General features: G+C 65.4%; 13 protein-coding genes. 8 read left to right on the top strand and 5 right to left on the bottom strand.

The genetic code is table 11. The annotated features are described in order from the left end of the window. Positions 1–203 precede the first annotated feature (203 nt). Both PSOLE_RS03915 and PSOLE_RS03920 read left to right on the top strand, forming a co-directional pair. A complete protein-coding gene (locus tag PSOLE_RS03915) occupies positions 204–920 on the top strand; it encodes a DNA-3-methyladenine glycosylase (RefSeq protein ID WP_074856887.1) in 717 nt (238 codons plus the stop codon). After that, positions 917–2,233: a bifunctional DedA family/phosphatase PAP2 family protein gene (locus tag PSOLE_RS03920; RefSeq protein WP_074856890.1), complete on the top strand. Its 1,317-nt coding sequence runs from the start codon at positions 917–919 to the stop codon at positions 2,231–2,233. Before PSOLE_RS03915 ends, PSOLE_RS03920 begins: the two co-directional genes overlap by 4 nt. 52 nt (positions 2,234–2,285) lie before the next feature. Here PSOLE_RS03920 and PSOLE_RS03925 read toward each other — a convergent pair whose 3' ends face one another. From PSOLE_RS03925 to PSOLE_RS03935, 3 genes are all read right to left on the bottom strand, one after another. After that, complete coding sequence (locus PSOLE_RS03925) at positions 2,286–2,873, bottom strand: LON peptidase substrate-binding domain-containing protein (RefSeq protein WP_003463035.1); 588 nt, start codon at positions 2,871–2,873, stop codon at positions 2,286–2,288. Between the two features lie 63 nt (positions 2,874–2,936). Further along, entirely contained in the window at positions 2,937–3,653 is a 717-nt protein-coding gene (locus tag PSOLE_RS03930; RefSeq protein WP_003463038.1) for an LrgB family protein, read from the bottom strand. After that, entirely contained in the window at positions 3,650–4,009 is a 360-nt protein-coding gene (locus PSOLE_RS03935) for a CidA/LrgA family protein (protein ID WP_003463039.1), read from the bottom strand. Before PSOLE_RS03935 ends, PSOLE_RS03930 begins: the two co-directional genes overlap by 4 nt. A 241-nt stretch (positions 4,010–4,250) precedes the next feature. Here PSOLE_RS03935 and PSOLE_RS03940 point away from each other — a divergent pair, with 241 nt between their 5' ends. The 5 genes from PSOLE_RS03940 to PSOLE_RS03960 all read left to right on the top strand — a co-directional run bounded on the left by PSOLE_RS03940 (position 4,251) and on the right by PSOLE_RS03960 (position 8,215). After that, a complete protein-coding gene (locus PSOLE_RS03940; protein ID WP_003463040.1) occupies positions 4,251–4,706 on the top strand; it encodes a MaoC family dehydratase in 456 nt (151 codons plus the stop codon). 136 nt (positions 4,707–4,842) lie between these two features. Then, entirely contained in the window at positions 4,843–6,567 is a 1,725-nt protein-coding gene (locus PSOLE_RS03945; RefSeq protein WP_074856893.1) for a C13 family peptidase, read from the top strand. A 30-nt stretch (positions 6,568–6,597) separates the two neighbouring features. Next, complete coding sequence (locus PSOLE_RS03950) at positions 6,598–7,239, top strand: oxidoreductase (RefSeq protein WP_074856896.1); 642 nt, start codon at positions 6,598–6,600, stop codon at positions 7,237–7,239. Positions 7,240–7,255: 16 nt separating this feature from the next. After that, positions 7,256–7,600, top strand: coding sequence for a DUF5629 family protein (locus tag PSOLE_RS03955; RefSeq protein WP_074856899.1), 345 nt, complete (start codon positions 7,256–7,258; stop codon positions 7,598–7,600). 3 nt (positions 7,601–7,603) lie between these two features. Further along, on the top strand, positions 7,604–8,215 hold the full coding sequence (locus PSOLE_RS03960; RefSeq protein WP_074856902.1) for a class I SAM-dependent methyltransferase: 612 nt from the start codon (positions 7,604–7,606) through the stop codon (positions 8,213–8,215). Between the two features lies 1 nt (position 8,216). On the opposite strand, the gene PSOLE_RS03965 is transcribed toward PSOLE_RS03960, so the two are convergent. Both PSOLE_RS03965 and PSOLE_RS03970 read right to left on the bottom strand, forming a co-directional pair. Beyond that, on the bottom strand, positions 8,217–8,858 hold the full coding sequence (locus tag PSOLE_RS03965; protein WP_074856905.1) for a response regulator transcription factor: 642 nt from the start codon (positions 8,856–8,858) through the stop codon (positions 8,217–8,219). Positions 8,859–8,994: 136 nt separating this feature from the next. After that, complete coding sequence (locus PSOLE_RS03970) at positions 8,995–10,905, bottom strand: sensor histidine kinase (RefSeq protein ID WP_083393718.1); 1,911 nt, start codon at positions 10,903–10,905, stop codon at positions 8,995–8,997. A gap of 141 nt (positions 10,906–11,046) precedes the next feature. Between PSOLE_RS03970 and PSOLE_RS03975 the strand changes: the two genes are divergently transcribed. After that, a complete protein-coding gene (locus PSOLE_RS03975; protein WP_074856908.1) occupies positions 11,047–12,666 on the top strand; it encodes an acyl-CoA synthetase in 1,620 nt (539 codons plus the stop codon). Positions 12,667–12,710 lie beyond the last annotated feature (44 nt).

Below are 12,710 nucleotides of genomic sequence, written 5' to 3' on the forward strand. Positions count from 1 at the left end.
GGCTGATTATAGCCGGCTCGCGAGGCTGCGCCCAGCGGCGTCTGGCAAGCGGTACAGGATGCCGACCTGAAGCGCGGCAACGACAGGCCGAATACGCCACCCCGGCCAGCCAAACCCGATACAGACCCATTCAGGCAATTTTAAGGTGCTTGTTGCTATGCTCGCCGCCCGGATCAGCCCACTTCGAGCCCTGCACATAGATCATGCCCGCCACACCGTCCTCAAACCTGCCCTGGCCCGGCGCCAGGCCATTGCCGGATAGCTTCTTCGACCGCGACGCTCAGTTGCTCGCCCGTGAGCTGCTCGGCAAGGTGGTTCGCCATCGCGTCGCCGGGCTATGGCTGAGCGCCCGGATCATCGAGACCGAGGCCTATTACCTGGTCGACAAGGGCAGCCATGCGTCGCTCGGCTACACCGACAAACGCAAGGCGCTGTTCGCCGACGGCGGGCACATCTATATGTACTATGCGCGCGGTGGCGACTCGCTGAACTTCAGCGCCCAGGGGCCGGGCAACGCGGTGCTGATCAAGTCGGCGCATCCGTGGCTCGATGCCATCAGCGGCGCCGATGCTCTGGCCGCGATGCAACGCAACAACCCAGGCAGCCAGAGCCAGCCGCGCACCCCCGAGCGCTTGTGCGCCGGACAGACCCTGCTGTGCAAAGCGCTTGGTCTGAAAGTGCCGGATTGGGACGCACGCCGCTTCGACCTGCAACGACTATTCGTCGAGGATGTCGGCGAACGACCGCACTCGATCATCCAGTGTGCGCGACTGGGCATTCCCAAGGGCCGTGACGAGGACCTGCCTTACCGCTTCGTCGACGCCCGCTATGCCCGCCACTGCACGCGCAACCCTTTGCGCCGTGGACAGGTCGAAGGACACGACTATCAACTACACACGCTGGAGCCTGCCCGACCATGATGCAATGGTTCGACAGCATGACCACCTGGCTGCAAGGCAGCCCGCACTGGCTGGCATTGGCCATTTTCCTAGTCGCCTGTCTGGAGTGCCTGGCAGTGGCCGGCATCGTCATCCCTGGCACCGTGGTGCTGTTCACCCTCGCCGTGTTGGCCGGCAATGGCGCCCTGGAGCTGTGGCAGACACTGCTGCTCGCCTATACCGGCGGCCTGCTCGGTGATGCGATTTCCTACACCTTGGGTCGCCGTTTCCACCAGGGCATCCGGCGCCTGCCGGTGCTGCGTGACCATCCCGAATGGTTGACCGGCGCAGAGAACTACTTCCAGCGCTATGGCGTGATCAGCCTGCTGGTCGGCCGCTACATCGGCCCGCTGCGGCCGATGCTGCCATTGGTCGCCGGTATGCTGGACATGCCGGCCGTGCGCTTCGCCCTGGTCAGCCTGCTGGCTGCCGCCGGCTGGGCAGTGGCCTACATGCTGCCCGGCTGGGCCACCGGCGCCGCCTTGCGCCTGCCGCTACCAGAAGGTTTCTGGGGTGCGGCCGGCATCGTCAGCGCAGCCCTGGCGGTGATGTTGCTGCTGATCATGCAGGCCAGCCTGCGTGAACGGCGCTGGGCCGCCAGCCTGGCCGCACTGCTCGGCGCCATCGCCCTGGCCGCCATGCTAATCGGCTTCCCGTGGCTGGACAGCCTCGACCAGGGCCTGATGACGCTGGCGCAGGACGAGCGCAGCGCCGCCTTCGATCCCATCGCGGTGTTCATCACGCGCTTCGGAGACCTCCATATCCAGTTCGCCGCCGGCGTCCTGCTGGTGGCGCTGCTGTTCGCCGCACGTCGGTGGCAGGCCGGACTGTTCGTCGCTGGCGCCCTGCTGCTCGCCTCCACCGCAACCACGGTGCTGAAGAACCTACTGGCCCGTTCACGCCCGGATGTCCTGCTGCAGCCGCTGGAAAGCTACAGCCTGCCGAGCGGACACAGCTCTGCGGCATTCGCCTTCTTCCTGGCCCTAGGTGTGCTGGCCGGTCGTGGCAGCGCGGCGCGCACACGCCTGACCTGGCTGCTGGTGGCGAGCCTGCCAGCCCTGACCATCGCCCTGTCGCGGGTGTACCTGGGGGTGCACTGGCCCAGCGACATCATCGCTGGTGCCCTGGTGGCGGCGACCAGTTGTGCGCTCAGCCTGGCCCTGATTCAGCGCGCAGCGCCGATGCAGCCGTTGCCGGCGAAGGTATGGTGGCTGGTGATTCCGGCCTGCGCAGCGCTGTTTGGCGCCATGGTCGCCTGGGAGCTGTCGGCGACTCAGTTACGCTACAGCTATTGAAGCCTGGAGCGTCGCCGGGCACTCACGCATCGAGAGGCGCACGGCGCCCCCCCTATGAGTCATCGCCCTGCAGGTGCTCCACCATGGCCTGCAACTGGCTCAGGCGCAGTTCCGGGTCTTCCAGTTGCAGCAGTTGCAGCTTCTGCCCCGGCTCCAGCGGCAACAGATAGGCCAGCTGGTTGGCCAGCTGGAGTTGGCCGCTGGGCAAGCCGGCCATGCCCAGCCCTTCCACCAACGGATGCTGGGCCAGTGCCGAGAGCAGCGCGGCCAGATCGGCATGTTCGGCCTGCAGTGGGCTGTCTGGCTGTTCCTCAAGCCACTGCACCTCGGCGACGGTCAGCTGATCCGGCAGAACCTGGGCACGCTCGACACGAAAACGCCGCCCACCTTCGACGCGAATCCCCAGCAAGCCGTTGGTACGCTGCTGAAAGTCGCGCACCAAGGCCTCGCAGCCAATCGCGGCAAAACTACTGGCAGCTTCGCCCACTTCAGCGCCCTCGACGATGCACACCACACCGAAACCACTGCCCTGTTTCATGCAGCGGCTGATCATGTCCAGGTAGCGCGCCTCGAATATCTGCAGGTCGAGTACGCAACCGGGAAACAGTACGGTATTGAGCGGGAACAGCGGCAGAGTCATGGTTTAACAGCCTGTTATCAATGCAGGGGGTACCAGGGCATCAGTGATCATCGGGGCAGGCTCTCACAGCAACAGGACAATCGCCAGAGGCAACAGCACCGCGGTAATCACCCCCATCAGACTCATCGCCAATGCCGCGAAGGCACCGCACTCATCGCTCTCCTGCAGCGCTCGCGCCGTACCCACGGCATGCGCGGTGATGCCCAGCGCCATGCCCTGCGCCGCCGGATGATGAACCCTGCACAGACGCAGAATGGACGGCCCGGCGATAGCGCCGATAACCCCGGTGATCATCACGAACACCGCCGCCAGCGCCGCGATACCGCCGATCTGATCAGCCACCAGCATGGCGATCGGCGAGGTCACCGACTTCGGCGCCATGCTCATCAGCATGATGCGCTCGGCGCCGAACAGCCAGGCCAGCCCCGCGCCGAGCACGGTGGCGAAGGTGCCGGCAATCAGCAAGGTCAGGATGATCGGCCAGAACAGCTGGCGAATCCGCCGCAGGTTGAGGTACAGCGGCACGGCCAGAGCCACGGTGGCCGGGCCGAGTAGCAGAGTCAGCGCCGCGACGCTGTTGCGGTATTCGGCGAAACTCAGGCCGCACAGCAGCAGGATGCCGATCACCGTGAGCATCGATACCAACACCGGCTGCAGGAACACCCAGCGGGTGCGCTCGTAGGCGGCCATGGCCAACTGATAGGCGCCCAGGGTGATGCCGATGCCGAACAGCGGGTGATGGGTCAGCGCCTGCCAGGCGCCCTGCCAATCGGGACTCATACGTCCTCCCGGCGCTGCTGGCGCTCGATCAGTTTCTGCATCAACCAGCCGGCGAAGGCCAGCGATACCAGCAGCGACAGCACCAGCGCGCCGACCACGGCCCAGAAATCGGCGGCGATATCGCTGGCATAGGCCATCACACCCACGGCAGGCGGCACCAGAATCAGCGGCAGGTATTTGAGCAGGCTGCTGGACGCAACGCTCAGCGGCTCGCCCACCTCGCCGCGCAGCATGAGAAAGACGAACAACAGCAGCATGCCGATGATCGGCCCTGGCAACATCGGTAACAGCAGGACGTTGAGAACAGTACCCAGCAACTGGCACAGCACCAGCCAGGAAAGACCGCGAAGCAGCATGTTTGAGGTCTCCAGAAAACGAGCGATGGCCGTTTCCGCTCGCGAGAGGGGATTCCGGGCATCTATTGAGGCATGTTGGCCATTATAGGCGCGCAGGCCTCTGTATTGCTTCGCCAGGCTGGCCTATGCCGCTTCATTCATCACGCCAAGGCAGGCTTGACCCGATGCCGCCCCCATGATGATCTAGGCCGCAACGGTTTCACGCAAACAAAAACAACACACGCGTCCTCAAGGAGGAACTATGCCGTTCGTACCCGTAGCAGAGCTCAAGGACTATGTTGGCAAGGAACTCGGCAAGTCCGAGTGGCTGACCATCGACCAGCAGCGCATCAACCAGTTCGCCGAGTGCACCGGCGACCACCAGTTCATCCACGTCGACCCGGAAAAGGCCAAGCTCACCCCCTTCGGCACCACCATCGCCCACGGTTTCCTCTCGCTGTCGCTGGTGCCGATGCTGATGGAAAACATCATGATCATGCCGCAGGGCCTGAAGATGGCAGTGAACTACGGCCTCGACAGTGTGCGCTTCATCCAGCCGGTCAAGGTCAACTCCAAGGTGCGCCTGGTGGTCACCCTGACCGATGCCACCGAGAAGAACCCCGGCCAGTGGCTGCTCAAGGCGCGCGCCGTGCTGGAAATCGAAGGCCAGGAAAAACCGGCCTACATCGCCGAGCCGCTGACCCTCTGCTTCGTTTGATCCCCGCCTGCTCCCGTTTCCGGCCCTCGCGGCCGGAACGGGAATCTTCTCGCGTCAGCAAAGCGTGCGATGCGACAGCGCAAGCCTGCGGGCTTGCGGCATACTGCCGAGCAAAGCACCGACCTGGACGTCCGCCATGAATTCCCTTGCCCTGCGCCTGCTGCCTGTTTGCTTGTCCCTGCTGATCGCCGGTTGCGACGAAGCGCGTCCGCTACTGCCGGCCAATGCCACCCTGCCCGACGGCGGCCAGTATCGTGGCGAGATCGTCGATGGCCTACTGCAAGGCCCCGGGCGTCTGGACTACCGAAATGGCAGCTGGTTCGTCGGCCAGTTCAAGGACGGCATGCTGGAAGGTAGCGGTGAATGGCAAGGCCCCGGTGGCGAGCACTATCTGGGCGAGTTCCACGAAGGCATGTTCCACGGCCAGGGCACCCTCACCTACAGCGACGGTAGCCGCTACGAAGGCGGCTTCGAACGCAATCGCTTCAGCGGCGTCGGCCTGCTCGAACAGGGCGGCCAGCGTTACCAGGGCGAATTTCTCAACGACCGCTTCCACGGTCTGGGCAAACTGGAGATGGCCGACGGCAGCAGCTTCCAGGGCCAGTTCGTCAAGGGACAGCCAGAGGGCCAGGGCGTGCGCATCGACGCCTACGGCAACCAGTTCAGCGGCGTGTTCGCCCAGGGTCTGCTCAGCGGCCAGGGCAGCTACCAGAATGCCGATGGCGACAACTACAGCGGCGGTTTCAAGAACGACGAGTTTCATGGCAAAGGTCGCTACCAGAGCGCTGGCGGCGAGACCTGGGCCGGCGAATTCGTAGAAGGCGTGATGCAGGGCCCCGGCGAATATACCGATGGCGCCGGCACCCGCTACCTCGGCGAATTCGCCGACTGGCAGTACGAGGGCGAAGGCCTGCTCACCTTGCCCGACGGCAGCGCCTACCGCGGCCATTTCTCCGGCGGAGAATACAGTGGCGAGGGCACCCTGACTCTGGCCGACGGCAGCCGTCAGTCCGGCACCTGGCAAAGCGGCCGCCTGGTCCGTGACGCACAGGGTCAGGTGCTGCCCGACAGCCTCGAGCTGGGCCTGCTGCAACAAGGGCACCTGCTCGATGAAGCCATCGCCGCGATTCCAGAATCGACACCGGCGCGCGAGCTGTATGTACTGACCCTGGCCGGCGACGGCAAGCAGAGCGTATTCATGCGCGAAGCCGACTACGTCAGCCGGCTGATGCGCGAGCGCTTCGGCGCCCATGGCAGCATCAGCCTGATCAACCATCGCGACCACCTCGCCGACCGCCCACTGGCCACCCGCGTGAATCTCACCCGCGTGGTGCAGGCACTGGCCGCACGCAGTGGCGAAGAAGACCTGATCTTCATCTATCTGACCAGCCACGGCTCGCGCCGTCACGAGCTCAATCTCGACCAGCCGCGCCTGCAACTGGCCGACCTGCCCGCCAGCGAGCTGGCTGCCCTGCTCGCTCCACTCAAGCAACGCAACAAGGTGGTGGTGATCTCCGCCTGCTATTCCGGCGGTTTCATCCCGCCGCTGAAAGACGAAAAGACCCTGGTGATGACCGCCGCACGTGCCGACCGGGTGTCCTTCGGTTGCAGTGAAGAGAACGACTTCACCTACTTCGGTCGCGCCCTGTTCGCCGAGGCGCTGGGCGAAACCGACAACCTCGAGCGGGCCTTCGAGCTGACCAAGGAACGCGTCGCCGAGCGTGAGCAGAGCGACGGCTTCGAACCTTCCGAACCGCAGATCTGGGCGCCCCGCGGCGTACTCCAGCACTGGCGCGAACTACGCCAAAGCCAGGCCGAGCGCGCGCTCGGTGCCGTGGCCAGCGGTCCGGCAAAGGACTAAGCTGAACTGTAACGGACAAGAGACAACCGCATGTACCTGACCCCACAGCACATCCTTCTCGCTGGCGCCACCGGGCTTACCGGTGAACACCTGCTCGACCGCCTGCTCAGCGAGCCGACGGTCGCCCGCGTGCTGGCGCCTACCCGCCGCCCCCTGGCCGCCCACCCGCACTTGGAAAACCCGGTGGGCGACTTGCAAGCGCTGCTGCCGCAATTGTCCGGCCAGGTCGATACCGCTTTCTGCTGCCTGGGCAGCACCATTAAGCAGGCCGGCTCGCAGGAAGCCTTCCGTGCCGTCGATCATGACCTGGTACTGGCCTTCGCTCGTCGCGCTCGCGAGCTGGGCGCACGGCATCTGGTGGTGATCAGCGCCCTCGGTGCCGACCCCGGCTCAAAGGTGTTCTACAACCGCATCAAAGGCGAGACCGAAGAGGCGCTGAAAGCCATGGACTGGCCGCAACTGACCATCGCCCGCCCGTCGCTGCTGCTCGGCGCGCGCCATGAGTTTCGTCTCGGCGAGCGCCTCGCCGCCCCGTTGCTGCGCTGGCTGCCGGGCAAGTACCGCGGCATCGACGCCTGCGTCCTGGCCCGCGCCCTGTGGCGCCTGGCCCTGGAAGAGGGAGACGGCGTGCGCGTGATAGAGTCTTCCGACCTGCGCCGGCTGGGGCGCTGATACCGTGGATGAAACGATGAAACCCACAAGCCTGATCGAGGCCCTGCAAGACGCCGACATGCTGGAGATCGACGGTCTGTACGCCTGGCAGTTCGACCTCGACACCGAATTGCTGGCGCAGATCAGCGCCGGCACGGCTGGCAGCGACAGCGCCGCCAAACCCCTGCTGCAAGTACATTGCATCGACGGCCGTGAACGCCGCCTGTGGAAGTTTTCCCTGGCTTCGGTGCAGGCCGCGCGTTACAGCGAAGCGGACGACAGCTGGCTGATCGAGGGCAGTGAAGTCAGCCACAGCCTCAAGTGCTTCGCTGCCTATCGCGGCGACAACGATGACCGCGACGACGAGCAAGACGAAGCCTGAACCATGGGCCTCTATGACCGCCACGTGCTGCCGTATCTGATCGATTTCGCCTGCGGTATGGGTGCGGTCATGAAAGCCCGCTCGCAGATCGTGCCGCTGGCGCAGGGCCGAGTACTGGAGGTCGGCATCGGCAGTGGCCTTAACCTGAGTTTCTACGACCCGCAACGGGTCGCGGTGGTCGTTGGCGTCGACCCGTCCGCCGACATGCAGCGCCTGGCCCGTGAACGCGCCGCGCGCTGCCAGGTGCCGGTGGAAATGATTGCCCTGGAGCTGGGGCAGATTCAGGCTGAGGACGCCAGCTTCGACGATATCGTCTGCACCTTCACCCTCTGCACCATCCCCGATGCGCTGGCCGCACTCAGGGAAATGCGCCGGGTGCTGAAAGCCGGTGGTCGTCTGTTGTTCTGCGAACACGGCCTGGCGCCGGATCTGCCTGTGGTGCGCTGGCAGAAACGCCTGACGCCGCTGTGGAAACCGCTGGCCGGCGGCTGCCATCTGGATCGCGACATACCCGCACTGATCGAGGCCGGCGGTTTTCATATCCGCCAACTGGAAACCGGCTACCTCAAAGGGCCACGGCCGATGACCCACGTCTATCGAGGTTGGGCCGACTGACTTAGCAGCTTACCGCGCCGGAACGCAGCGCCAGCGGATCGACCAGCCCGGCGGCGATGGCCATGCCTACCAGTTCCGGCAGTGTCTCGGCCTGCATGCGCTTCATCACCCGCGAGCGATACAGGTCAACGGTCTTAACGCTGATATCGAGCTGCTCGGCCACTTCGCGATTGGTGTAGCCGCGCACCAACGGCAGCAGCACGTCGCGCTCACGCGGGGTGAGCTGATCGAGCCGTGCCTGCACCTCAGCCAGACGCGCATCGCGCCGCGGGCGGGCCGGACGGCGCTCCAGCGCCTGCTGCACACTGTCGAGCAGCAGTTGCTCGTTGTAGGGCTTCTCGATGAAATCCACCGCGCCAGCCTTGAACGCGCGCACGACGATGGGCACGTCGGCGTGACCGCTGACGAAAATTATCGGTAGGTCGATACTCCGTGCGCGCATCTCCTCCTGCACATTGAGCCCGCCCATGCCCGGCATACGCACATCGAGCAGCACGCAGGCATTGGCGCTGGGGTCGCAGGCGTCGAGAAAGGCACGACCGCTGGTGAACGGCACGCCCTTGAGGCCTACCGACTCCAGCAGCCAGAGGGTCGAGTCGAGCATGCCCTGGTCGTCATCGACCACGTAAACCAGTTGTTGCATCCCTGTGCTGCTCCTCTTGTTGTTATCAGTGACTTGGCCGCTCGTAGGGCGGACTCAGGAGCGCCAGCGAACAGTCCGCCGATTCGCGTCGCGCCACGAGTCCTGATCGCCGGCAAGCCGGCTCCTACAGATCAACCTAATCCTCTCTGCCCAGCGGCAAGCGGCACTCCAGGCACAGCCCGCCGCCCTCGGCCGGCAATGCCTCCAGCGACCCACCAAAACCTTCGACGATGCTGCGGCTCATGGACAGGCCAAGCCCCAGGCCGTCCGCCTTGCTGGTGTAAAAGGGCGTGAACAGTTTGCCCAGTTGCTCCTCGCTGACACCCGGCCCCTGGTCGATCACCCGGATCGCCAGGCTGCCGTCGCGCTCGCCGGCCTCCAGACGAATCTGCGATGCGCTGCCCGGATGCCGGTCGCGGTTGGCCTCGATGGCGTTGCGCAGCAGATTCAGCAGCACCTGTTCGAGCAGTACGCGGTCGGCGAATACCGGCGGCAGATTGTCCGGCAAGGCGTCGCTGACCGCTACCTGTGCCGCGCCCGCCTCCCAGTTGCACAGGCGCACGGCCTCGCGCGCCACCTCGGCCAGATTGAGCGCCTGCATACGCCGCTGGCCCTTGCGCAGGAATGCGCGCAGGCGCCTGATCACTGCCGAGGCGTGGTTGGCGTGTTCGGTGATGCGCGCCAGGCCTTGAGCCACCTTGTCCACAACGGCAGGATCGCCGCCGACGCCCTGCAGGTAGCGCTGGCTGGCGCTGGCGTAGTTGACCACCGCCGCCAGCGGCTGGTTGATCTCGTGGGCGATGCCCGAGGCCAGCTCGCCCAGGGTGATCAGCCGCGTGGTGTGCGCCAGCTCGTCCTCCAGGCGGCGCTTGTTGTCCTCGGCCTGGATGCGCGCGGTGATGTCGCGCGAGACGCTGACCACCTCGACCACCGCGCCGGTGTAGGTTTCGCGAATGGCGCGACTGGCGGTCTCGAACCACAGGTAGTGCCCGTCGCGGTGGCGGATGCGGTAGGTCATAGTGTGATAACCGTCCTGCTCCAGCGCCTCGCGCGCTTGCTTGGCCTGCTGCAGTTGGTCCTGCGGATGCAGCAAGCCGTCCACCGCCATGCCGCGCAACTCTTCCGGCCAGTAGCCGAGCAACGTCCAGCTTGCAGGCGTGGCGTCGAGGAACACGCCGTCCGGGGTATGCCGGGAAATCAGATCGGTGGTGTTCTCGGTGATCAGCCGGTACAGCCGCCGTGCCCGCGCCGCTTCGCGCTGCTCGCGAATCTCCTGGGTCGCTTCGCGACAGCGTGCCAACACCCGCTGCTCTGCCACATCAGGAATGAAGCTCCAGATCAGGATGCGCTCGCCGTCCTGAGCCTCCACCGCCTCGATGGCGCGCGACTGCTGCAAGCAGGCGCGCACCAGCGGCAGATGATTGACCGGCAGCAGTTCACCGACCCGGGCCAGCGGACGCTCGCCGAGCAGTTCTTGCAAAGCCTGGTTGAACTCCAGCGGCCGTGCGCGCGCATCGAGCAGCAACGCCGGCTGTGGGTCGGCCGATAGCAACGGCGCACTGCGACTCATACCACCAGCCAAACCGACAAGTTGCGCCAGCAACTCGCGCAGCCAGGGCAACCACTCCAGGCCGGCATCTTCGTCCACCTGCAGCAACAACAGACCGGCACCGCCCTCCTCCAGACTCAGCGCCAGCGCCTGACCGTGATGAATCGCAGCGCGGCGCAGTCGCCCGGCCAACCAGCAGGGCAGTTGACGCACTACTTCCAGGCTAAGGCAGGGCTGCGTCGTCAGCGCCTCGAACAGGGCCTGATCGCTGGCGGCCAGCGGATCGCCCTGGCCCGGCGGCAGGCGCGGGCCACCGTCGTCCTGGGCATAGGTGCGGCTGGCCGGCTGCCAGGTCAGGTACCAGGCCTGGCGCACCTGTGGGCAGCCCAGCATGGCACGGCGCAAAGCCGCCGCCCGCTCGTTGAGGGATGGCGCTTCGCGCTGGATACGCAGCCAGGCCTGCAGCGGCACGGCCGCCTGATCACTCGAAAGATTCATATAGTAATTATTCTATAAAACCTTGGTACAACTTCCATACTAAATAGAAATGACCTATAAATTACCGCCAGTAAGCTTCGGTAATGCCTGCATCATTACCGGAATAACCAGAGCTAACAATCAGCCAAAGGTGTATCCGCCATGTCGATCTACGAGCAGGGCCTCGGCCGCGCCGCCGTCAACCACGTTGCCCTCAGCCCCCTGAGCTTCATCGAGCGTACCGCGGCGGTCTACCCGCACTACCCGGCCGTGGTGCATGGCTCGATTCGTCGCAACTGGGCCGAGACCTACGCGCGCTGTCGGCGCCTGGCCTCGGCGTTGGCCGGTCGTGGCATCGGCCAGGGCGACACGGTGGCGGTGATGCTGCCGAACATTCCGGCGATGCTCGAAGTGCATTTCGGCGTGCCGATGATCGGCGCGGTGCTCAACACCCTCAACGTGCGCCTGGATGCCGAAGCCATCTCTTTCATGCTGCAGCACGGCGAAGCCAAGGTGGTGATCGCCGACCGCGAGTTCTTCGACGTGATTCACGCCGCCATCGGCATGCTCGACCATCCGCCGCTGGTGATCGACGTCGACGACCCCGAGTACGGCGAAGGCCAGGCGGTCAGCGATCTGGACTACGAGGCCTTCCTCGCCGAAGGCGATCCCGAATTCGCCTGGCAGTGGCCGACGGACGAGTGGCAGGCCATCAGCCTCAACTACACCTCCGGCACCACCGGCAACCCCAAGGGCGTGGTCTATCACCACCGCGGCGCCTTCCTCAACGCCCTGGGCAACCAGATGACCTGGGCCATGGGCAACCACCCGGTCTACCTATGGACCCTGCCGATGTTCCACTGCAACGGCTGGTGCTACCCCTGGACGATCACCGCCCTGGCTGGCGTACACGTATTCCTGCGCCGCGTCGACCCGGCGAAGATCCTCACTCTGATCCGCGACGAGCAGGTCACTCACCTGTGCGGCGCGCCCATCGTGCTCAATGCGCTGGTAAACATGCCGGCCGAGGCCAAGGCGGCCATCGATCACCCGGTCAAGGCCATGGTCGCCGGCGCTGCGCCACCGGCCAAGGTGATCGGCGCAGTGGAGGAAATGGGCATCGCCGTGACCCACGTCTACGGCCTTACCGAGGTCTACGGCCCGGTGACCCTGTGCGCCTGGCACGCCGAATGGGACGAACTGCCGCTGGAAGAACGCGCCACCATCAAGGCGCGCCAGGGCGTGCGCTACCCGACCCTGGAAGGGGTGATGGTCGCCGACCCGAAAACCCTCGAGCCGGTGCCGCGTGACGGCCAGACCATCGGCGAGATCTTCATGCGCGGCAACACGGTGATGAAGGGCTACCTGAAGAACCCCAGCGCCACCGCCGAGGCCTTCGAGGGCGGCTGGTTCCACACCGGCGACCTGGGCGTGTGCCACGCCGATGGCTACGTGGAAATCCGCGACCGCCTCAAGGACATCATCATCTCCGGCGGCGAGAACATCTCCACCATCGAGATCGAAGGCGTGCTTTATCGCCACCCGGCGGTGCTGGAGGCGGCCGTGGTCGCCCGCCCGGACGAGAAATGGGGCGAGACGCCCTGCGCCTTCATCACCCTGAAGACCGGCCAGCAGGCCAGCGACAGCGAGATCATGAGCTTCTGCCGCGAGCACCTGGCGGGCTTCAAGGTACCCAAGACCGTGGTCTTCACCCAGCTGCCCAAGACCAGCACCGGCAAGATCCAGAAGTTCGTCCTGCGCGATATGGCCAAGGCGCTGTAGAAGCGGCCCTCACCCCCACCCCCTCTCCCGGTGGGAGAGGGGTG

Source organism: Pseudomonas oleovorans subsp. oleovorans, assembly GCF_002197815.1.
Classification (GTDB): Bacteria; Pseudomonadota; Gammaproteobacteria; order Pseudomonadales; family Pseudomonadaceae; genus Aquipseudomonas; species Aquipseudomonas oleovorans.

Bases quoted from the DNA above. Each gene is read 5' to 3' on its own strand.
- PSOLE_RS03915 (WP_074856887.1), top strand. From the start codon at position 204: ATGCCCGCCACACCGTCCTCAAACCTGCCCTGGCCCGGCGCCAGGCCA.
- PSOLE_RS03920 (WP_074856890.1), top strand. From the start codon at position 917: ATGATGCAATGGTTCGACAGCATGACCACCTGGCTGCAAGGCAGCCCG.
- PSOLE_RS03925 (WP_003463035.1), bottom strand. From the start codon at position 2,873: ATGACTCTGCCGCTGTTCCCGCTCAATACCGTACTGTTTCCCGGTTGC.
- PSOLE_RS03930 (WP_003463038.1), bottom strand. From the start codon at position 3,653: ATGAGTCCCGATTGGCAGGGCGCCTGGCAGGCGCTGACCCATCACCCG.
- PSOLE_RS03935 (WP_003463039.1), bottom strand. From the start codon at position 4,009: ATGCTGCTTCGCGGTCTTTCCTGGCTGGTGCTGTGCCAGTTGCTGGGT.
- PSOLE_RS03940 (WP_003463040.1), top strand. From the start codon at position 4,251: ATGCCGTTCGTACCCGTAGCAGAGCTCAAGGACTATGTTGGCAAGGAA.
- PSOLE_RS03945 (WP_074856893.1), top strand. From the start codon at position 4,843: ATGAATTCCCTTGCCCTGCGCCTGCTGCCTGTTTGCTTGTCCCTGCTG.
- PSOLE_RS03950 (WP_074856896.1), top strand. From the start codon at position 6,598: ATGTACCTGACCCCACAGCACATCCTTCTCGCTGGCGCCACCGGGCTT.
- PSOLE_RS03955 (WP_074856899.1), top strand. From the start codon at position 7,256: ATGAAACCCACAAGCCTGATCGAGGCCCTGCAAGACGCCGACATGCTG.
- PSOLE_RS03960 (WP_074856902.1), top strand. From the start codon at position 7,604: ATGGGCCTCTATGACCGCCACGTGCTGCCGTATCTGATCGATTTCGCC.
- PSOLE_RS03965 (WP_074856905.1), bottom strand. From the start codon at position 8,858: ATGCAACAACTGGTTTACGTGGTCGATGACGACCAGGGCATGCTCGAC.
- PSOLE_RS03970 (WP_083393718.1), bottom strand. From the start codon at position 10,905: ATGAATCTTTCGAGTGATCAGGCGGCCGTGCCGCTGCAGGCCTGGCTG.
- PSOLE_RS03975 (WP_074856908.1), top strand. From the start codon at position 11,047: ATGTCGATCTACGAGCAGGGCCTCGGCCGCGCCGCCGTCAACCACGTT.